Annotated in this window: 13 protein-coding genes; 5 read left to right on the forward strand and 8 right to left on the reverse strand. The window is 42.9% G+C overall.

The annotated features are described in order from the left end of the window. Window positions 1-9: 9 nt before the first annotated feature. The 4 genes from A7P55_RS06665 to rpsO form a co-directional block, all read right to left on the reverse strand. Window positions 10-1,233, reverse strand: coding sequence for a magnesium transporter CorA family protein (locus A7P55_RS06665; RefSeq protein ID WP_171551545.1), 1,224 nt, complete (start codon window positions 1,231-1,233; stop codon window positions 10-12). A gap of 140 nt (window positions 1,234-1,373) precedes the next feature. Continuing rightward, window positions 1,374-2,696: a dicarboxylate/amino acid:cation symporter gene (locus A7P55_RS06670; protein WP_004802372.1), complete on the reverse strand. Its 1,323-nt coding sequence runs from the start codon at window positions 2,694-2,696 to the stop codon at window positions 1,374-1,376. 260 nt (window positions 2,697-2,956) lie between these two features. Further along, window positions 2,957-5,044, reverse strand: a complete 2,088-nt coding sequence (pnp, locus tag A7P55_RS06675) for a polyribonucleotide nucleotidyltransferase (protein WP_171551674.1) — start codon at window positions 5,042-5,044, stop codon at window positions 2,957-2,959. A 254-nt stretch (window positions 5,045-5,298) separates the two neighbouring features. Next, window positions 5,299-5,568, reverse strand: coding sequence for a 30S ribosomal protein S15 (rpsO, locus tag A7P55_RS06680; RefSeq protein ID WP_004656162.1), 270 nt, complete (start codon window positions 5,566-5,568; stop codon window positions 5,299-5,301). 240 nt (window positions 5,569-5,808) lie between these two features. Here rpsO and A7P55_RS06685 point away from each other — a divergent pair, with 240 nt between their 5' ends. Further along, window positions 5,809-7,107 carry a serine hydrolase gene (locus A7P55_RS06685; protein WP_171551546.1) on the forward strand — a complete coding sequence of 433 codons (1,299 nt, stop codon included), beginning with the start codon at window positions 5,809-5,811 and terminating at the stop codon, window positions 7,105-7,107. Between the two features lie 698 nt (window positions 7,108-7,805). Here the strand turns inward: A7P55_RS06685 and recD are convergent. From recD to A7P55_RS06700, 3 genes are all read right to left on the reverse strand, one after another. Further along, window positions 7,806-9,557, reverse strand: coding sequence for an exodeoxyribonuclease V subunit alpha (gene recD, locus A7P55_RS06690; RefSeq protein ID WP_354667319.1), 1,752 nt, complete (start codon window positions 9,555-9,557; stop codon window positions 7,806-7,808). A 99-nt stretch (window positions 9,558-9,656) separates the two neighbouring features. Then, complete coding sequence (locus tag A7P55_RS06695; protein ID WP_171551548.1) at window positions 9,657-13,370, reverse strand: UvrD-helicase domain-containing protein; 3,714 nt, start codon at window positions 13,368-13,370, stop codon at window positions 9,657-9,659. A 3-nt stretch (window positions 13,371-13,373) separates the two neighbouring features. Further along, complete coding sequence (locus A7P55_RS06700; protein ID WP_171551549.1) at window positions 13,374-17,042, reverse strand: exodeoxyribonuclease V subunit gamma; 3,669 nt, start codon at window positions 17,040-17,042, stop codon at window positions 13,374-13,376. Window positions 17,043-17,225: 183 nt separating this feature from the next. Here A7P55_RS06700 and A7P55_RS06705 point away from each other — a divergent pair, with 183 nt between their 5' ends. Together A7P55_RS06705 and A7P55_RS06710 are read left to right on the forward strand one after the other, a co-directional pair. Further along, window positions 17,226-17,732, forward strand: coding sequence for a hypothetical protein (locus tag A7P55_RS06705; protein WP_005200454.1), 507 nt, complete (start codon window positions 17,226-17,228; stop codon window positions 17,730-17,732). Window positions 17,733-17,920: 188 nt separating this feature from the next. Continuing rightward, window positions 17,921-19,213: a tricarballylate/proton symporter TcuC gene (locus tag A7P55_RS06710; RefSeq protein ID WP_171551550.1), complete on the forward strand. Its 1,293-nt coding sequence runs from the start codon at window positions 17,921-17,923 to the stop codon at window positions 19,211-19,213. Window positions 19,214-19,241: 28 nt separating this feature from the next. Here the strand turns inward: A7P55_RS06710 and A7P55_RS06715 are convergent, their stop codons facing one another. Then, window positions 19,242-20,660: a phosphate--AMP phosphotransferase gene (locus A7P55_RS06715; RefSeq protein WP_171551551.1), complete on the reverse strand. Its 1,419-nt coding sequence runs from the start codon at window positions 20,658-20,660 to the stop codon at window positions 19,242-19,244. Between the two features lie 210 nt (window positions 20,661-20,870). Here A7P55_RS06715 and A7P55_RS06720 point away from each other — a divergent pair, with 210 nt between their 5' ends. Together A7P55_RS06720 and ubiE are read left to right on the forward strand one after the other, a co-directional pair. Further along, complete coding sequence (locus A7P55_RS06720) at window positions 20,871-21,578, forward strand: hypothetical protein (protein WP_171551552.1); 708 nt, start codon at window positions 20,871-20,873, stop codon at window positions 21,576-21,578. Window positions 21,579-21,783: 205 nt separating this feature from the next. After that, window positions 21,784-22,725 (forward strand): bifunctional demethylmenaquinone methyltransferase/2-methoxy-6-polyprenyl-1,4-benzoquinol methylase UbiE, encoded by a 942-nt coding sequence (ubiE, locus tag A7P55_RS06725; protein ID WP_171550398.1) that lies wholly within the window; start codon window positions 21,784-21,786, stop codon window positions 22,723-22,725. Window positions 22,726-22,735 lie beyond the last annotated feature (10 nt).

The raw sequence follows: 22,735 nt of genomic DNA on the forward strand, positions 1-22,735 counted from the left end.
AAGCCCATACTATTTCAGCTTGGTCATTTTCTCCACTTCTTTCAGCGTTTGCTTAATCGGTTCATAATCCAAAAACCACAACAAATTAAAATTACGCTGCCGATGCTGCTGGGCCAGCAAATCAATCACACTGCGTTCGCCACGCCCGACCAAATGCTGTCGATAAAAATAATACAGTAAAAATACTGTGCTCATCAGCATCACACCCAGCATAATCCAGAAGCCAACTGGTGATTTCAGTCCTGGAATAAACTCAAAGTTCATCCCATAGACCCCTGTCAGCAAGGTCAGCGGTGCAAAGATGGCAGTAATAATCGCCAAGATGCGCATGTTTTCATTGGTTTGATTGGCAATAGCAGAGAAATGCAAATCGATGGCCGATTGAATCGCATTTCTTAAACGTAGCGTATGCTTTTGTACCCGTTCTACATGACTCATCAGATCGTTTAGACGTACCAGTAAAATATCTTGTGCTTTATGCTTATGTTCACCCACCACATGATGATAATTATCGACCAGTTCATCTCTAAATTCTTGCAAGGTTTCGATCTGCTCCTCACAGAGATTTTCGATTTGCTGAAAAGCCATATCCTCATGGAACAATTGATGCCACTGCTTAAAACGACGATTGCCCTGTAACAGTTGTTGTTGCCAATATTCGACACGGCGAGTTAAGGGCGTGCGTAAATTCAGATAACCATCAATCATGCTATTCAATAAGCGTAAACATAAATCTGCGGGGGTGCTGGCTAATTTACGTGGTTTATTCTGCTCAGTACTCGGTCGTCCCATAATGGTCTGAATACGCTGAATATAACTCTCTACCGCCTGATTGCCCTGCTCTCTCACACTCACCAAAATGGTGGGTGTTAAGATAAAACTCATGGGCGTGGTTGCCAAACCAAAAACACTTTCATGTGATTCTGAAGCACTCTCATTTGCCAAAATCTGATCATCTGGGCTAATCAGTTTGCGAAACACCAACAGGTCATATTCCTCCACTGTATCAAATGCGCAAGGATGCTCAATATTCAGTAAATCCCGCAAATGGAATTCATTCAGTACCAATCCTGTATGCTCATAAATATTCTTCTGCCAAGCCTCTGTATGATTCACCAGATCTTGCCTAAGACTATCGACCCATAAAAACTCAAGCGTATGTTCTGTTTGTTGTTCCGCACTGATAAAAATCGTATTTTCACTGTTATGACGATAAAAATAATAAAGTTGCATAGGACAATAGACATTAGAATGGCAAGAGAAATGCTGCCACGAAGCCAGATAAAAAGCTACGGCTATTACAGGACTGAAACCACATCCAATAAAAAAGCCTCACATGCACAGCATGGAGGCTCTTCCGAATATCAGCAAGATTACACTTCTTTCTTCTCAACCACACCATATTTAAGGGCTTGATCAAGTTGTTCTTTATCCAATGCATTATCCCATTTTGCCACGACGATTGTCGCACAAGCATTACCCACCAAGTTGGTTAATGCACGGCATTCTGACATGAAACGGTCGATACCAAGGATCAATGCCATACCTGCGACAGGAATTGCAGGGACAACCGACAGTGTTGCAGCCAAGGTAATAAAGCCTGCGCCTGTGATGCCTGCTGCACCTTTAGAGCTCAGCATCGCGACCAATAGAATCGTGATTTGTTGTGTGAGGGTTAATTCAATATTACAGGCTTGAGCGATGAACAATGCCGCCAATGTCATGTAGATATTGGTACCATCAAGGTTAAATGAATAACCGGTTGGAATCACCAAACCAACAACTGACTTTTCACAGCCCGCTTTTTCCATTTTTGCCATCAATGACGGTAATGCCGCTTCTGATGAGCTTGTTCCGAGGACTAACCAAAGTTCGTCTTTAATATAACGAATCAGATCAATAATCGAGAAACCATTATAGCGTGCCACTGCACCCAAAATAATAATGACAAACAGTAAAGCGGTAATGTAGAAGGTCGCAATCAATAACATCAAATTACCGATTGAACTGATCCCATAAGCACCAATGGTAAACGCCATGGCACCGAATGCACCAATCGGCGCAAACTTCATCAACATACCCACTAAGGTAAATACTGGCGTAGTGAGCTGCTGTAGAAAATCAGTGACTGGACGACCTAAATCACCTGATTTTGCCAAAGCCAAACCAAACAACACCGCAACAAACAGGACTTGAAGGATTTGACCTGATACAAATGGACTGACCAATGTATCTGGAATAATATTCATCAAGAAGCCCGTAATCGTCGACTCGTGCGCTTTTGCTGCGTATTCATCAACTTTGGTGCTATGCAAGCTACTTGGATCAATATTTAGACCATGACCAGGTTCAATTACATTTCCGACAATCAATCCTACGATCAAGGCCAATGTTGAGAAGGTCAAGAAGTAGATCATTGCTTTAGCGGTCACACGACCAACGCTACCAAGATTTTTCATGCCTGCAATCCCTGTCACAACGGTCAGGAAAATTACAGGAGCAATAATCATTTTGACTAATTTAATGAAAGCTTCGCCCAATGGCTTTAAGCTTTCACCAAGTTCTGGGAAGAAATGACCTAACAATATCCCCGCGACAATCGCGAAGATCACTTGCACATAGAGAATCTGATAAAACTTTGGTTTCTTTGGAGGCTGTTGGTCATCTTGACCTGTGGCGACATGATCGACAAGCATGTGCGATATTCCTTCATATTGAGATGAACAAATAGACTTCCGACTGTCTATTTAAAACCACATAAACACAGGCAGGCACGGAAATTTGGGGAATTCTACGTTAATTGTGGGGCACACAATTAAAGCATTAGACTAATGTCTAATATCAAGAAATTTTATGTTTATAGTTTTTAATTTTTATGTCTTTAACAATCATTTACTTAATAAAAAAGCGCATTGTTAAAACAATGCGCTTTTTTTAAGCAAAATGCTTGCTAACATTAAGCTTGTTCAATGTCTTTCATTGTCAACTTGATACGACCACGGTTGTCGACATCGGCAACTTGTACTTTAACGTCCTGACCTTCTTTTAGAACGTCAGTCACATTCGCAATACGCTCATTTGAGATTTGTGAAATATGAAGCAAACCGTCAGTACCTGGCATGATATTGACGAATGCACCAAATTCAACGATACGAATGACTTTACCTGCGTAGATGGTACCAGGCTCAACTTCTGCAGTCAGCGCTTGGATTTTCGCAATCGCAGCTTTCGCAGCCGCTTTGGTCTCACCAAACACGCGTACAGTACCGTTATCTTCGATATCAATCGCCGCTTTAGTCTCTTCAGTAATCGCACGGATGGTTGCACCACCTTTACCAATCACGTCACGGATCTTATCAGGGTTGATATTAATCACTTCAAACGTTGGCGCATGTGCATTGATTTCTGAACGTGCACGTGAAATAACTTTGTTCATTTCATTCAAGATGTGCATACGACCAGCAAATGCTTGGTTTAATGCAACTTCCATGATCTCTTCAGTGATCCCTTCGATCTTGATGTCCATTTGAAGTGCAGTAATACCGTTGGCAGAACCTGCAACTTTAAAGTCCATATCGCCTAAGTGATCTTCATCACCTAAGATGTCAGAAAGAACGGCAAAACGCTCACCTTCTTTTACTAGACCCATTGCGATACCCGCAACTGGCGCTTTCAATGGCACGCCGGCATCCATAAGTGACAATGAAGCACCACATACAGAAGCCATAGAAGATGAACCATTAGATTCTGTAATATCAGATACGATACGAATCACGTACGGGAAGCGGTCAGCCGCAGGAAGAACGGCTTGAACACCACGACGAGCCAAACGACCATGACCGATTTCACGACGCTTAGGACCTGATTCACGACCTGTTTCACCTACAGAATATGCAGGGAAGTTGTAGTGCAACATAAAGTTGTCAGTTTTGGTACCAGAAAGCGTATCAACCATCAACGCATCACGAGTATTACCCAAAGTCGTTGTCACTAAGGCTTGAGTTTCACCGCGTGTGAATAATGCAGAACCGTGCGCACGACCTAATACACCTACTTGTACATCGATACCACGAACAGTTTTGGTATCACGACCATCAATACGTGGCTTACCTGACAAGATATTGTCACGTACAGTACGGTATTTAAGATCTTCAAATAATTCGTTTACTTCATCCGCAATACCAGTTTCGTCATTTTCAGGAACAAACTGAGCAACTGCTTCTGCATAAAGTGCATCAAGTGCTGCATAACGATCTTGCTTTACTGCAATAGTATATGCTTCAGAAATTTTCGCTTCAAAAGCAGTTTTTAATTGCTCAAGAAGTGCTTCGTTTTTGCTTGGCGCAACCCAAGTCGATTCAACTGCACCCGCTGCAGCAGCAAATTCTTTAATTGCTTGAACCGCAATTTGCATTTCGTCATGACCGAAAAGCACCGCACCCAACATTTGATCTTCTGAAAGTTCTTTCGCTTCAGATTCAACCATAAGCACAGCTGACTCTGTACCCGCAACCACGAGGTCAAGATCAGATTGAGCAAGTTGTTCAAAATTCGGGTTAAGAACGTATTCACCGTTGATTAAACCAACACGTGCACCCGCAATTGGACCACGGAACGGCGTACCCGCAATCGATAATGCAGCTGAAGCACCGAGCATAGCAGCAATATCAGCATCCATCGTCTTATCCGAAGAAACAACTGTTGCTGTTACTTGGATTTCGTTGAAATAACCTTCTGGGAACAACGGACGAATTGGACGGTCAATCAGACGTGAAATTAAAGTTTCAGCTTCAGAAGCACGACCTTCACGCTTGCCATAACCACCTGGGATACGACCAGCAGCATATTGTTTTTCTTGATAGTTAACAGTTAACGGGAAAAAGTCTTGACCCGCTTTAGCTTTAGGCTGAGCTACAACAGCAACGAGAACAGTCACGCCACCCATGGTAACTAAAACTGTATTTGCTTGACGTGCAACACGACCCGTTTCTAAAACAACTTGGTATTGACCAAATTGAAATTCTTTACGAACAATATTAAACATTGACATGTATTGTATTTTCCTAATTTTATTCTAGTGAGACCCCTAAGGTTTGGCATTCAGACTACAACTGCTGTGTAGATAAATGACAAAGCTTAGAAGCCATCACACTAGACCAAATATTTAAAAAGTTAAACGCAAAGAAGGAGCGAACAAGCGCCCCTTCTAAAAATCATCTAAGGTAAATTAGATGAAACTCTCTTTTCAGCGATAAAGCATTGCAACATGCGAAATAGCGAAAACAAAGTAAAATCGAATTAACGACGTAAACCTAATGCGCCGATCAAAGCAACATAACGACCGTGATCTTTACCGTTTAAGTAGTCAAGTAATTTACGACGTTGGTTAACCATACGGATCAAACCACGACGGCTATGATGGTCGTGTTTGTGTTCTTTAAAGTGACCTTGCAAATCATTGATTTGAGCAGTCAATAAAGCAACTTGTACTTCAGGTGAACCAGTGTCGTTTTCAGCACGAGCAAATTTAGCGATGATCTCTGCGCGATCAGTGTTAGTTAAAGCCATTCGATTTCTCCGAGATGCTTACAAAAATAAAATGATAATGATCAGTTGAAACCAACCGACTGCCGTGCATCACTACAGCAAGGCGCTTATTTTAAGTGATCTATCGCTATATTGCAAAATTGTTTTATATCCGCTGGCAATTCGGCAGCTGACAGCGCTGTACAAAATAGGCACACTAGCCTGATTCTGTTTTCAATTTATGACAGAGAAGAAAGAAAACGAAAATATTGCGAGGGAATCGTGAAAATTTTATCAACCAATACCTGTTATGTACCGCATGACCTAAATCAAGTGATTCGCAGCAAAGATGAAATCTCGGCTGAATTGGGCGGCATGACCGAACGACAGATTCAAAAGATATGGAACAGTGTTGAAAATCTATACAAAACGGGGAATTATCCACTCATTACTTTATGTTTACGTCGTCAGGGGCAAATTCTTCTCAATCGCAGTATTGGCTATGCGCAAGGGAACTCCCCAGATGGCTTAGCAACCGATGCCAAAATCGGCAGCCCAGATACACCAGTCTGCCTATTCTCTGCCTCCAAAATGGTCACGGCGATGTTGATTCATATGTTGGATGAACGTGGCGAGCTCAATTTACTTGATCCGATTAGTTATTACATTCCAGAATTTGGCGTGAATGGTAAACGTCGTGCCACGATTTTCCATCTACTCTCCCATCGTGGTGGTATTCCACGTATCGACACTGAAGTCACACCAGAACTTCTTTTTAACCAAGATGATATTTTAAAACTGCTCTGTGCCGCCAAACCGGTTTCTCCTTCAGGGACTCATCTTGCCTACCATGCGGTTACCGCAGGTTATATTCTGGGTGAAATCGTGCAACGGGTGACAGGTCAAAGCGTTCGAGAGTTTTTGGCTGAACACATTGAAAAGCCAATGGGCTTGGATTATTTCAACTATGGTTTAAAACCTGAATATCGTGCCGATGTTGCCTTGAACTATGCGACGGGGATTCATCCAAGTTTAGGCACAGATCATTATCTCAATCATGTACTGGGTGGCGGTCTACAGCTTGCAGTGGATGTCACCAATGATAGCCGCTTTATGGACACCATTTGCCCCGCTGGCAATATCTATACCAGTGCTGAGCAGGCAGGGCGGTTTTTTGAAATGCTGCTCAGTGGTGGTGAGTATCAGGGCAAACAAATTATGAGTCCTCAAACGGTATTCCGCTCCACCCTGCCCACTTCTGGGATTAGCTTAGACCGAACCTTATTGGCACCGATGCGTTATGCATTGGGTCCAATGCTTGGTAGCAACCCTGTGGGTCTATTTGGTCCAATGACCGGACAGGCTTTTGGCCATATTGGCTTCTCTAATATTCTGTGTTGGGCTGATCCAGAGCGGGATATTAGTGTATCGCTATTGACGACTGGAAAATCCGTGGTGGGAACGCACTTGCCTGCACTGGCAAAAACGCTGTACCAGATCTCCACAAATTGTCCGAAAATTGCGAAGAATCAACGCCGTTCGCTGTTTGCAACAGATCGTACTGAAACTGATCTCGTTTAAGCATCAGCCACTAGAAGTCCGCGCACAAAAAAGCCCAAGTTAAACTTGGGCTTTTGCGCTTAGATTTATCATTGTTCTTTTTTGTTGTTTTTTATTTTTTTTTCTTACACCATTCAAACCCTCTGAATGCTCATCACCCATCCTTTTCTTTATTATTTTTTAACACATATTCGCTTTCTCTATACCGACTATTCTGTCAGAATCAATTGTGGAGAGAAATAGCATTTCTCTTATCTCTGTGTAAGAAAAAACGTACAAGTCTGTATAACATTTAACTTAATAATAACAAAAAATTGTCAGACAAGAAGATTTCTATTTCTTCCTTTTATTTGAAGATATAAATGAAGTAAAAGAATGCAGATTTGTTAAAACGTGAATTTTCACCTATTTTCAAAAACCCTAAATATGATATGGATTATGTTGATTTTATAGTGAATTTTGCGGTAAAAATAAAAAAGCCCTGTAGTCTCTCCCAAAACTACAAGGCTTAGCGGCTGTAAGTTTCCTCTTTTATCACTTACTTCACTGTAAGTTCGCTGTCATACGACGTTATTATTATATTTTTGCGATTTACCTAGCTTTCCATGCTAGGCTCTTTGTGTGTACATAATCTCAAAAACCTTGCGCTTGCTCTAGCGACAATATCTCGAATCCTTGTAAGCTTTTACTTACAAAATAGTGAATTCTAAAGAATAAGTTCACAATCTGTTCAAATTGATCTTTTGCACTAAACCACTGCGTCGAACAGTCCGTATCGTTAAGGCCTGCTGTAATGCAGGTGCGTCAGCCAAAATACTCACCACTTTTTTAGCACGGGTGACTGCGGTATAGATCAATTCCTGACTCAACAGCTTCTCGGCATGCGCATCTAAAACAATCGCGGTATGGGTAAATTCCGAACCTTGTGATTTATGAATGGTTAAAGCAAAGGCGGTTTGCATACTGCGTGGCAGTCGATGCGCTGCAATCCATTTATTTAAGCTCGGGAAAAAGACTTCGAATTGCTGTGACTGGGTGCGATGTTTAAAACAGATCCCGATATCACCATTAGAAATCCCAAGCTGATAGTCATTATAGGTCATCATTACAGGACGTCCGATATACCAATCTCCGACAGCGATTTGTTTGAGTTGCTGATTGAGCCAATGCCCCGCATAACGATTCAGTTGCTCGATTCCCAACGGCCCATGTCGAACTGCCGTTAAGATTCGATAATCATCAAAGGCTTGAATCACGTTCTGGATGTGCTCAGTAGGTTCATCTGCCTGTATATAATGTTTTAAAGCTTCAATATAGGCTTGAAATCCAGCCATTAACTGATGTTGATAAGGTTCAATATCCACCTGCTGCTGCTCGGGTAAATATTCCAGCTGGATCAGGTCAGGCATATCTTTATTCAAACAAATGGCTTGTAAAGGTGCAGCCTGAACAATTTCCGTCTCTAGTTTTGATAAGACTAAATCGGGGTCGCTTAGATGTTGCTGTGCCTGAATAAATCGTGCGAATTGTCCAATCTTGGCTTCACCAGAGAAACGACGGCTGGTCTGTAGCTGGACTCGATTTTCAGCCAATGCCTGGACTTGCTGTAAATCAGCCAAAACCGAGCCGACATCAACCGAAGCCAATTGATTGGCATCACCGAGCAAAATAAGTCGACATTGATCTGGGACAGCTTCAAATAACAGGGTTGCCAAATTCAAATCCAGCATTGAGGCTTCATCCACCACAATCACGTCATAGGGTAGAGGCTGTTTGGGGTGAAAGCGTGGTATTTGTCGATTGCCCATGCCCAGTAGACGATGCAAGGTCAGCGTGGTTTGATTGCGCAACTCATCAGTGACGAGCCCTGATTGTAATAATTTTGGATCATTAAAAGAGTTTTGTAATGCTTCCTGCATACGCTGTGCGGCTTTGCCTGTCGGTGCTGCCATAGCAATACGAATATCGGGAATGGTTTGGTTGAGGGCTGCAATAATACGCGCCAAGGTATAGGTTTTCCCTGTCCCTGGCCCGCCGGTAATAATGCTCAGGCCTTGTTGCAACACCATTTTCAATGCAGTCTGCTGGTGTTCATCACTGAGCAAGTCTTGATAATGTTCGGCATCAACAACCTGAATCGTTTGTCGCTTTAATCGACAAATCTGTTGTGCAAGGCGTTGCTCTAGATGCCAATATCGGTATAATGCCAAGCCCTGCTGATCATAGACACATGGGGCAACCTGCGTGCTTGCGATTTCACTGGAAACAGCCAAATCCGCCAATGCCGCAATCTGACTTGGCTCAACCTCAATACAACTGTCGCCTTGTAAACTGGCTTCAACCAATTGTTGTAATAGTTGTGCAGCGCTAACTGCTTGAGCAGATTGAGAAAATGGTGCTTGTGAGAGATAGTCACTCCACATATTTAACCACGTCATTTGCGTTGACTGATCATCAACTTGTTTGTCCACAGAGTTATCCTCAAACTTACCCACACGCTTGTCCACAAGGTTATAAACAGAGTTATTCACAAGCTAAGCTTTTGTTTAATTTAAAATCACACACTTTATCTACACCATTTTTCCAGCTTTATCCTCAGAAAAATATCCAAGTATTGCATCCAGACGTAAGATAAACTCATCCTCAGGCTTCCAGTAGAAACAGCCTTGCTGCACCTGCCCATTCATGCCGCGTAAATACAGATAAGATGCACCACCCAAATGCTGCTGCATCTCATAATCCTGCAATTTGACTGACAGATAACGATGTAGCGCCACCAGATATAATGCCGCTTGTAACCAATAACTCGACAACGACATACTTTCTGCAATCTGAGTAGCCTGATAATCCAGTTGCTCTGCCCCTAAATAATTACTCTTATAATCGGCAATATGGTAACGCTGACCATCGAAGTAGACCAAGTCAATGGAGCCATTCAAGTAACGGGCAGATTTCGCTTCAAGTAACTCAGGCATTTCGATACTATATTCCTCAAACAACTGCTGTACACGCTGCATCGCCAGCACTCGATCCGATAAAGCCAGATAGAATGGACATTCAGACAAGTATTGTCCTGCAGCTAATTGTTTTAACTGAAAGCCCTGATTGAGTGGCGTATGTAATACTTCACCAAGCCAATCAGCAATCCATTGATAGAGCTGTTGCTCGCCATTTTCTTGTTCTGGGAAATGCAGTTGATACTGTTGTAACAGCTCTAACCATAAGCCTTGATAGGTATTTTTAAAACGACGGCGAATGTCTTCTACCCAGGTTTGGGGTTGCTGAAAATCAATCTGCTCAAAAATCTCATGCAGGAAATTACCAGCCAAAGTCCCTTTCGGGAAATATTGTTTAATCCAAGCAATTGGCTGAGCCGTGGCGATTTTTTCCGTTTCAGCAAAATTTAATTCATCTTCTGCTTGCTCAAAATTGGTATCGATATTGGCCAAACGATCCGCCCGAGTGGCCTTATGCTTTAGATGCTGTGCCAAATAACTAAAGCTAGTTTTTCCGCGTGCATAAAAACGTTGTGTCGGCAACGCTTGAGCCAACAGTGCAATTTGTTGTTGGTTTTGCTGCATCTGTAAGGCTTGTGGTCGCTCTAAGATGAGCGCAGCATCGGTACTGTAGGGATGTTGAAAGTGATCGCCTTGATTCTTCCAAAAAGCCAAACCGGAAAATTTATTTTTATCGCCTTTTTCTGGTTCAAACACCGCATAGACCCGATGGCTGGCACGTGTCAGCGCCACATACCACAACCGGTTTTGTTCTGCTAAAGCACGTTGTTGATGTTGATCCAGCTCAATCTGCTGTAAAAAGTTTTTATCCGCCACTGCCACGACACGTTGAGTACGCGTCTGACCTGTCTCGGGCAACTGGATTTCAGTGGTAGAAAAATTCAGTGTTTTCTGCACTTCAGCAAAGGCCTTATTCGCCCCCAGTAAAAATACGATTTTAAACTCCAAGCCCTTGGACTGATGAATCGTCATCAGTTGCACGCCCGCTTCACTGGATAGTTTGTGTTCAAGCTCCCAATCGCGATCACTTGGTGAATTTAATTGTTTTAAATACCAGTGATACAGGTTTTGCATCCCTTGTACATGTTCACTGTGCTGGCTCAAGAGATCAGTGAGGTGGCGTAGATTCACCACAGCACGTTCATTGTCTTTACTTTGTGTTGCCACCAGTTGTTGCCAAAGACCAAACTGATTTAGGCAACGCTGCCATGCTGATAAAAAGCCCTGATTCAGCCACATTTCACGTATGTCATCAAACTGCTGAATATAAGCACTCAAACCTTCTGCACTTTGTTCTAAGGCCAATAATCGAGCAAGATCAAAGCCAAATAAACGGCTGAGCAAAGCTCGTTTGAGCTTGGCTTCATCATAAGGATGAAGCAACGCCGTGAGCAGGGCTCCCACATCCTGTGCAATGCTGGAATCAAACACACTGCGTTTCGAAGGTCGGTTGACCCGAATCCCCATACGTTCCAATACATATTGCACTTCATCCAGTTGGCGATGGCTACGTGAAAGAATGGCAATATCATCTTCATCAATCGCAGTCGGAACATCACCCTCTAAGTACAATTGCTTTAAATAGGCTTGGTTGAGTAAGTGCTGAATCTGCCACGCCACCTGTGTGGCCTGTTCATTGCCTTCTTGCAAGTGCAACCAACGTAAAGGCATTAGATTGGGTTGGGCATTTTCAATCAATGCGGGGTGTGGACGTGAACCCGCTTGAATCGGGTCATAGCTGACCTGCTCACCAAAATCGATCTGGCGCTGAAACAGCAGATCCACCACTTCCACCAGCTCTTTCACCGAACGGTGGTTATGAATCAACTTATACTCACGCCCCTGTTTGGCCATAATATCCTGATAGGCATTCAGGAAGGTCAGCATATCTCCACCACGGAAACCATAAATCGCCTGCTTACGGTCGCCGACCATGATCATGCAACCTTTTTGGTAACGCTGTGGATGACGCCAGATATTGGCCAACATATCATCTTGGTCTTGGTTGGTATCCTGAAACTCATCGACCAGAATCAATGGATAGCGTGACTGTACAAATACGGCGAAACGTTGTCCTTGCTCGCCTTTTAAAGCTTCAGACAAGGTCTTGATTTGCTGAGCAAAGGTGGTCTCCCCTTTTTGCTGCAACACTTGCGGTAGGCGTTTTTTGACTTCCACACAGAGATAAGCTTTTAAATAGACCTGTAATTGCTCAAATTCTTGCTGAGTCTGCTGCACAGCTTGAAATAGCTTTTGCAGTTGCAACACGCATGGATGTTGATAGAAGCCTTCGGCAATTTCAGCAGGACATTTCTTAAAAATTTTTTGTGCTTCGAGTTTGTCTAAAAACTTAAATACCGCATCTCGCGCATCGGTAAAGTAGGCATCAAAGATCTGTATATTCTCTGGGCTATTGAGCGCAGTTAATAATGGTGGCAAGGATTCTGTAAACAGTTTATGAAAGGCGTTGTTGCGGAAAGAAGCACCATTAATATGCCCATAATAGACACCTTCTAACTGAAAGTATTCCGCCAAGCTGCTCAAGTCAATCTGCTGTGCTTGCTGTTGCCACTGTTGCAACTGAGCTAACTCAATTTCAGGCATAGCAGGCAGTTTAAATTGTGCCGAACTAAAATTCAGTGAACTTTCGACCATCCCAACAAAATGATCGACACTTTTTAGCCCACCCACACTATACATCGCATTGATCACTTGCTGGGGTTGGGTCTGAATCCATTCCCGCAACACATCATGAATCAATTGACGGGTATAGCTTTTGGCATCTTCAGTGATTTCAGCACGTTCGATTTTGCCACTCTCAAAGGCAAACTCACGCAATAGCTTTTGGCTAAAACTATCCAAGGTTCCAACAAACAATTCATCCAATTGATCGATGACCAATTTTAGCCGTTCACAGGCATAGGCAATCCGCGGTGCAAAGTTTTGTAAAACCTGTTGTTTTAATGGATCAGACTCTTGTAATGCCTTGGCCTGAATATCTTGTTCCAATACATCACGAAAAGGTTCTAAAAACTCAAGGATTTCAACCAGACGTAGACGGATACGCGTTTTAAGTTCTGCGGCTGCAGCACGGGTAAAGGTGGTGGCAATCACCTGATTAGGCAGATATTTTTCTAAAAAAATCCGTACCATCAAACTGGATAGCGTATAGGTTTTACCTGTCCCCGCTGAGGCTTCAATCAGATGCAAGCCTTCAAATTGAATATCGCCAATCGGCTGATAAGACACTGGTTTCTGCGTGCTCATGTCTTACGCCACCCGTAAAAATTCAAAAATCGGTTGAAACAACACATAGGAATAATGATCACAGGCATACTGTAATAAAGCGGTTGCATCTTGCTCTTGCAAAATGAACTGCCAATCGCGGTGCAATTTACAGGCTTCATTCTGAGTCATATCAAAACCCGAGAAATCCCCCGTATCATTCCAGTCCTTCAATACTTGCTTTTGACTCTCTTCAGTTAAAACCTGAGTTGAATCCAGCTCAATCCACTCATATTGTTTGCCTTTTTCCAAAGGCTTTAACACTAAGGCAGCAGGCAAGACCACAGGCTGCTGCTGTGCATCGCGCCAAAGCTTTAACCATGCATTTAAATAATGCTGTGCCTGTTGTGAACTTAAGCCTTCACAAATCACCGTCTGATCGCTAAACACCACAATTCGGCGCTTCGCTGTGGCAGTGTCACTCTTGATTAGCGCCAGCCAAAGCAGATATTCCAGCCAGACTTTGGCAAAGCGCTTGGCACGTGCACTGGATGCATCCAAACTGACCCAATCTTGGCTCAGTTGTTTCGGGGTCACACAGGCGATTTGTAATTGTTTCGAGACGCGCCAAACCCGTTGCGTGGTTTCAGTCGGTGCTGGGGCATATTGCTGCAAGCGCTCCAACAAGCGTTGCTGCTCTAAGCGACTTTGCTGCCAAGCACTGTGCTGAACTTTGCCAACGGGCAGCTGATCTTGCAACAGACTTGGAGAGAGCTGCTCATCCTGCTGCTGTAAAAAATGCCGAATGGCATATTTACCCAAACCATCAAGTAATAACGGTTCAGATTGATCGACCAAGGCTTGTGCGGTTAAATTTTCCACACCTAAGGTTTTTAAATACAATCGCGCAGGGAAAGTAACATCCTGAATCCATTGCTGACTCTCCAAAATAATCATTTCATTCTGTTCAACAGGATAGGCGATATTGACCCATGCTTGCCGATCACCTTTCATCTGTTGAATCTGTGACGCGACCTTAAACCATTGGTCTTGGAAGCGCACAGGACGATTCGAAACAAAGCCGAGTGGATCGAACGGTTGGAGACGATGTAAATGATACAACGGATAAAGCTGTGCGGGGATTTGTAATGCCTCCAATCCAGCTAAGTCCGCTTCGGATAAAGGAAGACTGTCTTCAAATGAAGTCTCCCTTTCTGGGAGAGATTTAGAGGGCGCTGGTTTGACAATCAAAGCCAAATGATCACGGAAGCCCTGCAACACACTAGATGGCTCTCTGACTTCGCCATCATTGAGATCAAAGCCATTATAAAACAGCCAAACCTGTTCTTGTGCCAACAACACGGTATCTAAAAATGCACCTTGATCGTCTTCCAAACGAGAACGATCACCCAATTGCTGACGCAGTGCATCCATCAAATCAAACGGAATATGACTGTCCCGATTTGGAAATTTTCCTGTATCCAAGTTCAGCAACACAATCAGCCGATAAGGAATCGGGCGAATCTGTCCAATCTGACTAAAGGTAATTTGCCCAGTCGGCTCCACTTGTGCGGACTGACTTTCTAAAGCACGTTGAATTTCTTCGATGATATAAGGCAATGGCAAAGAAATTTGGCGCAATTGTGTTTCAGCATCTTCGTAGTAGCTGGCCAAGGTCAGCATCCGCTCTTGTTTCTGAATAATTTCACGAATTGCTTTTAAAGCAACCACATCGGCTTGCTCAAACTCTTGCACATCCTGTTTGATGCGCTGTAGCCAAAACTCGACCGGCAAACGTTGGCCTTGTTCATGTGCCAGCAGCCAATCACGTCGTTGCGCTAAATCGCGATAGATCTGAATCAGAATCCCAATCAGTTCAAAATCACTTGGCTGTACCAAGGCATAACTGAGCATCTCCTGCACCATCACATGCGCAGGCACGGCAATCCCAAGTGCCAAACGATCGAGGGCAAATTTAAAACTATAACGATAGTCTTGATCGTCATCACTGAGCGTTTGTTTTAAATGCTCAGCATCCAAACCACGCTTAAAGCCAGCATCATCGAGTAAACTCAGAATCCGTTGTGCCTGCGTATAATCTAATCCATAACGTTGTTGCGTCGCAGACAGATTGAGCCAATCAGCAAAGTCATCCTGCGTAAAACGACCCTGTGTCAATTGCAAGCGTCCAAGTACAGCACGCCATGCATTTAACGCATCTAGCTGCGCCACCCCTGCAATTTTTACAGGTAAGAACACCTCATGCTCATGGGCCAGCGCAGGAAAAACACTACGAATCAACGGCTCAAGTTCAGCTAGGTTCGGAGTCAAAATCAGCACATCACTCGGACGACGTGGACTGCTATCTGCTTGAGACAGCCAATGCAGTAACTGTTCTTTTAAGACTTCGAGTTGCCGCACACTGGAGTGGCAAACATGGATCTGAATGGATTCATCCTCAGGTGCAAGTTCATATTGCTGGGGCTGAGGTTCTGCCAAATAGAAAATGTCCGACTGAATTTTACCGAGTAACGTTTCAGGGAAATAATCCTCAAACGCGTCCACCCATTTGCCCTCTTCTCCTGTTGCCAGTTGTGACAACAGCGAAAAGTGGTCACGCGCTTGCTTACCCAAGCGGGTCAGTAAGGGATGCCGAGATTCACGGTTTAAGGCATTAAAACCCAAACTAAAACTGTCAAAAAATGCAGCAATGTCTGCATCACTGGCATGGGGATGTTTGGCGATATAACGCTCTTTCACGCCGAGGTCATAACGCTTTTTCCAGAGGGGATCAACACTGTCGGCCCAATATTCCTGCGATGGGTTATAGTGCAGAATCACCACATCTAGATACTGTCCCAAACGACGTAAAAATTGCAGCTGACTCGGTGGTAAATCCAGAATCGTAAATACAACCACCTGACTCGGCAGTTGTGCCAAAGCTCGTGATCGTGTCTGCTCATTGTCTAGCAGCTGCCAGAAATCAGCATCGATGCTTTGTATTTCAACAAAATCATCATGAAAATAGTTTTGCCACAACCAACGCTGCCAAGCTTCTAATTGTTCGGCTTGTTGTAAGCTAAAGGCTGAAGTTTGTTGATCCGTATGCGCAATCAGTTGTTCGATATTTAAGGCTTTATTCTGTCCCCAAGTCGCTAGCCAATTCCCCACACAGGTACAATTGCTTTGGCAGCCGCGTTGACAATGACCACGATAAATCATGTAGTTGTTAAACAGTTGTGAAACCTGCTCCGCCACCCAATACAACATGCTCTGTTTTTTAAGTTGTTTTTCAGTGCCTTGTTGCAGTTGATCGGCGCTGGCATAAATCCGTTGCACAATTGAATATAAAGGGTGCTCATTCGCAACAGTATTCTGTTCGGGTTGAATAAAAGGCTGTAAAGCTTGATGAATACGCCACTTTAAAATCAAACGTGGAATATTGGCTTTCCGAACCTGTTCTTTATTCTCCAATACCTGTTGATAGGCATACCACTGAAAACCACGAATACGTTGATGAAATTGATAGTTGGCGGTCATGCCTTGTTGTTCGGCAATTTTTTGCGTCAACCATTGTTCTTGTGCGGGACTTGGGACAATAAAATGCTGGGTTTTAAACACCTGAAAGGGTGAATTACTCGGCTGAGTGATTGATGCCATCACACCTTGCAATAACACGTCAAGGCGTTGACTTTGAATAACATGAATACCCATGCGTTAATATAACCCCATCAATAAATCACCATTTTGCTCTACCAAAATGTCTATCATCATCACTATACAACTTCAGATCACTATGTCACGCTAAACACACAATCCAATAAAAAAATTGTTTTGAATTTCACCACTCAATACGATTGAATGTACTATCAAGGGATAGACTTTAGGTATAACTTTATGAAAATTGAAAAAATTCCTGATGCAATTGACCCAAGTTTGAACTTGGAACAGATTCGTGATGAATGTTTGGAGCTCGCCAAGAAGCGTGCCTATTGGTCAGCGGGTGCAGCGATTGTACCGATTCCATTTTTTGATGTTGTGGTCGATTTAGGTATGCTGACACAAATCATTCCAGATATTAATGCACGTTTTGGCTTAGCACCTGAACATATCAGTGTTTATGATCCTGAAACCAAAAAAGTTCACTGGGATGAACTACGTAAACGTGGTTTTGAGTTCTCGGGTTTTGTGGTGGCACGTACTGCCATGAAAAAATCATTTAATGGTTTTTTTACCAAAATCGCCACTAAACAAGTGACTAAATTTATTCCTTTAGGCGGGCAACTTGTTGCAGCCAGTTTAGGCTATTTCATGATGCGTAAAATCACTGAAGCACATGTGCAAGATTGCTATAACCTTGCTAAACGTATTCAGCAAAAAAGTCGCAGTAGCATTGTAGCTTAAAGTTACAATGCTTAGTTCGACCTCCCCTTCTTCTGCATCATTGTAAAATGAAGATGTTTACAGTGATGCAACAGATCCATAAAAAAACCACACAAATACGTTAATATTCACTTAATTTTTTAAGCTTCAATCAAGATTGTATTTTTAATCTCCACATCTCGATGATAAATAGATGATGGAGCGTCGTTGTGCAAACTAGCCAATCTCCTTCTCGGGTCCGTTCAATTTTTAACGTGACCAGCGGGAACTTCCTTGAACAATACGACTTCTTTCTGTTCGGACTCTATGCACAAGCCATAGGTGAAACCTTTTTCCATTCAGACAGCAGCTATGCCGCACTGATGAAAACCTTCCTCGTATTTGCTGTCAGTTTTCTGATGCGGCCAATCGGTGCCTTGGTGCTTGGCCCTTATGTCGATCGCATCGGTCGTCGCCGTGGTCTGATGGTGACCCTGAGTATTATGGCCTTCGGTTCATTAATCATTGCCTTCACACCCAGTTATGCCAGTATTGGATTTGCCGCAACCGTGCTGATTTTCGTGGGTCGTTTGGCCCAAGGCTTTTCCGCAGGCGTTGAACTGGGCGGTGTATCTGTTTATTTAGCTGAAATTGCAGAGCCACATAACCGTGGTTTTATTACCAGTTGGCAATCAGCCAGTCAGCAAGTTGCTGTCATTTTTGCAGCCGTTTTGGGTTATATCGTCAGTGTGATGTTTACCAAGGCTCAGGTCGATGCTTGGGCATGGCGGATTCCATTCTTTGTCGGCTGTGCCATCATTCCCTTTATTTTCTGGCTGCGTAAATCACTGGCTGAAACAGAAGCCTTTGCCTCACGCAAAGAACATCCAACCACACGACAGATTCTGAGCACCTTAGCAGCAAACTGGAAAACTGTATTGGCTGGCGTGTGTATGGTTGCCACCACCACGACCATGTTTTATTTCATTACCGTTTATACCCCAACCTATGGTAAAGAGGTTCTAAACTTAAGCCGTAGCGAAAGTTTAATTGCCACCATTATGGTCGGGCTGAGCAACTTTATTCTGTTACCGATTGGTGGGCATCTCTCGGATAAATTTGGTCGTAAACCGCTATTGATCGCAACAACTGTATTGATTTTTATCAGTGCCTATCCACTACTGACTTGGTTGACGCATACCATTAGCCTGTCGCATATGCTGATGGTGTTATTGTGGTTCTCATTACTGTATAGCTTCTATAATGGTGCTCTGGTGGTTTCGCTGGCCGAAATGATGCCAAGTTCAGTGCGAATTGCAGGATTCTCAGTTGCCTATAGCTTCGCCACCTCTATTTTTGGTGGGCTCACGCCAATGATTGCGACTTATCTGGTACAAACATCAGGCAATAAGAGTATGCCTGCCTTTTGGTTGATGTTTGCTGCAATCACCAGTTTGATTGCCACTTTAATTATTTTCCGCCAACAACGGCGTACAGCTCTACAATTGGTAAATAACCATTAATTTAAATGCAGCAACAACTGAAGGCAGATTAATCCGCCTTGAGTTGTTTTAGAATCGCTTTTAATACTTCAATTCGTGCTGAATACTTATCATCGGTTGCAATTACATACCACGGTGCATAATCCGTATTGGTTCGTTTAAACATATCTGCTGCGGCATCCAGATAATCATCCCATTTGTCACGGTTACGCCAATCTTCTTCAGTAATTTTAAAACGCTTATGCGGTGTTTGTTCGCGTGCTTTAAAACGTAGCGCTTGCTCATCTTTACTAATTGCCAACCAGATTTTAACAATCACGGTTTGGCTATCTACTAAGTTTTCTTCAAAGCGGTTAATTTCGTTATAAGCACGTTGCCACTCAACTGTAGAAGCAAAACCTTCAATCCGCTCAACCAATACCCGACCATACCAGGTACGGTCAAAGATGGTGATCTTGCCACCATCATTCAATTTGCTCCAGAAACGCCACAAATATGGACGGCGTAACTCATAACGCTCAGGGGCTGCAATGGTATGAATTTCATATTCTCTAGGGTCGAGTTTTTTCACGATGCGCTTAATCGCGCCGCCTTTACCCGCCGCATCCATCCCTTCAAAGGCGATCACCACTTTACGCTCGTCATAACGTAACTTATCTGCCACTTTTTTGGTGAGCTTACTTAACTCGTCTTTATAGTCATCTTTTTCTAAACTGGCTTTTTCAGGTTCAAGTAAGGCTTTGGGTATCGTAGCTTGCTGCCATTTCTGCGTGACTTTGGTTTGATGCTCAGGCAGCTCTTGCAAAGTCTGTAGTAAATACTGAGCAAAACATTGATCACGGTGTTTTTCATCTTCACCATCGACAATATACCAATCATCGGTAAAGCGCTGACTCAAACCTTGTAAGGTGTCGTACTGCTTTTTGTTGCGCCAATCCAAACCATGCAATTTATGCCAACGCTGCTCAGAAGCGTCTATCTGATCCAAACGCTTTTGTAGCGATTTCCAAGATAAATCAAACCAGACTTTGACGATATGAACGTGGTTATTTTGCAGATCATGTTCAAATGCCCGCATCTGCTCAATGTAAGCATCAAATAAATTTTCATCCAAAGGGTTGGACACATGCATCGCGGTAGTTAATAGGTCGCTATACCAGTTACCAAACATCACCACGATTTGCCCTTCCGCAGGAATAAAACGGGTATAGGACTGCCAAAAAGTTTGATTATTTGACAAGAGCTGAGGAGCATCCGCTTTGACACGTAAATAACGAGGATCTAACCATTCTCGTAATTGTTTAACCGCCTCACCTTTACCAGCAAGCTCAATTCCACTCACTAAAACCAGTACACTTTTGGCATTTTTCTTATCACGGCTATTTTTTAAGGTGTATTGTGCTTCAATCAATTCTAAAGAAAGTTCATCTTCATCACGCAATTCAAATACTGGCTGTTGTTTACTCATATATTGCTCTAAGCGGCTTATTATTAATATTAAAAATGAGTATAGCCAAAACTAGGTTGATCCCAGAAAAACCCTTGTACAGTTTCTGTAGATTCATTTAGGTGTACTGTTATAGTGACCAATTATTAAACATTTAGAGTTTATGCTGTCATGGTTCTCCGTTATGATGCAGCCTATGATTTTACTGTTTTATTTTAATTAAGTTTATATATGTCAAAACTCTCTGCCTTTGATGATCTATTACTCCAATACAAAGCTTTTAATTATCATAATGATGCTGTGCTTGAACAACGTTTACATGAAGTTCAAACCTGGATGAAAGAGCGTATTGCGCATACTCACCAAGAATTTTTTGCTCGCCCTAAAAACCAATTGATGGCACAATACTTCCTCAAACGCCTCTATGGTGGACCCGATTTCGATGCTTTGGCACAACAAATCGAACGTTTATTAAAATTCGCACATAAAGTCGAAAAGTTTGTCCCTGAAAATGGGATTAAGACAGGAACCAAATCCGTTAGTCTGGCTGTGTTAGCGACTGAATTAGATGAACAAGTTGCACAGCAGTTATTAGCCGACTATCCTGCCGATACGCCACTTACCGATCAGATCATGCGCGATACGTTGGTTAAACTTGATCAAGGTGAAGCACGCTATGAACAATTACGTTTACTCGATGAGTTGGGTGTAACACTCGATAAATATATGCGTTCAACCATGATGTATGCGACCTTTAAAATGTGTAAAGGCTTGGCACATAAATATAAATTCGACGGCATGTACGAGTTTATCCAAGAAGGTTTCGATGCAATGAAACCAATGAAATCAGCTGCTGTCTTTATTCAAACCTTTACTGAAAAAGAGCGTGAGATCATTGATCGCGTTCATGCAGGACACCCGAATCCATTCCGCAATTAATACATGTCTCACTCTCTGAGCTATTCTCAAGTAGCTCAGAGCACGCTATTTTTTCAAATCAACAACGCGATTAAAAACACTTTTGAGAAAGTGACTTTCTGTATATTATTCATAACAATTACATGCGAAAGCCTGTAAAAAAATACAAAATCTGTCATCATGCTTGCTGATTCGTGCCGCTAGAGCGAAAGTTTAGGAGAAAACTATGTCTAACGAAAACCAACAGCCTACCCCAGAAGTTGAGCAAAACCCAAGTTCAGACAAAGTCAGCCCTTTCTTAAACACGCCCCTTCCACAAGGCACACCACAAGGTCAGCAGCAGCCTATCCAACAAGGTGCAGCACAGACCTCAACAGCTTCAATCCCCAAATATAACTTACCGCGTGGTGCCAATACCGGCAACGTAGGTGCAACCACACACTTTGGTTATCAAACCGTAAATAGTGATGATAAAGCACAAAAAGTTGCAGAAGTGTTCCACTCGGTTGCTAGCAAATACGACATCATGAATGACCTGATGTCATTTGGTATCCATCGTATTTGGAAACGTTTTGCCATTAATATGTCAGGTGTTCGCCGTGGTCAACACGTGCTGGATATTGCAGGGGGTACAGGCGATTTAGCGAAAGTATTTAGCCGTGAAGTCGGTCCACAAGGTCATGTGGTTCTTTCAGATATTAATGAATCCATGTTGAATGTGGGCCGTGATCGTCTTATTGATGCAGGCTGTACCAATGTTGATTTCGTACTGGCCAATGCTGAAACCCTCGAACCATTTGCAGACAACAGCTTTGACTTATTAACCATCAGTTTTGGTTTACGTAATGTGACCGATAAAGATGCGGCACTCCAAGCCATGTACCGTGTCTTGAAGCCAGGTGGTCGTTTACTCATTCTCGAATTCTCCAAACCTGTATTTGAACCATTTTCAAAGCTCTACGATCTTTATTCATTCACCGCATTACCAATTATGGGCAAATTAGTTGCCAATGATGCTGAAAGCTATAAATATCTTGCTGAATCAATTCGTATGCATCCAGACCAACGTACCCTCAAAGGTATGATGGAAAATGCGGGCTTCCAAAGCTGTGATTACCACAACTTAACTGGTGGTATCGTTGCTGTTCACCGCGGATTCAAACTTTAAGGTTTAAGAT

This window comes from Acinetobacter sp. Ac_5812, from assembly GCF_013072695.1.
In the GTDB taxonomy this organism is placed as follows: domain Bacteria; phylum Pseudomonadota; class Gammaproteobacteria; order Pseudomonadales; family Moraxellaceae; genus Acinetobacter.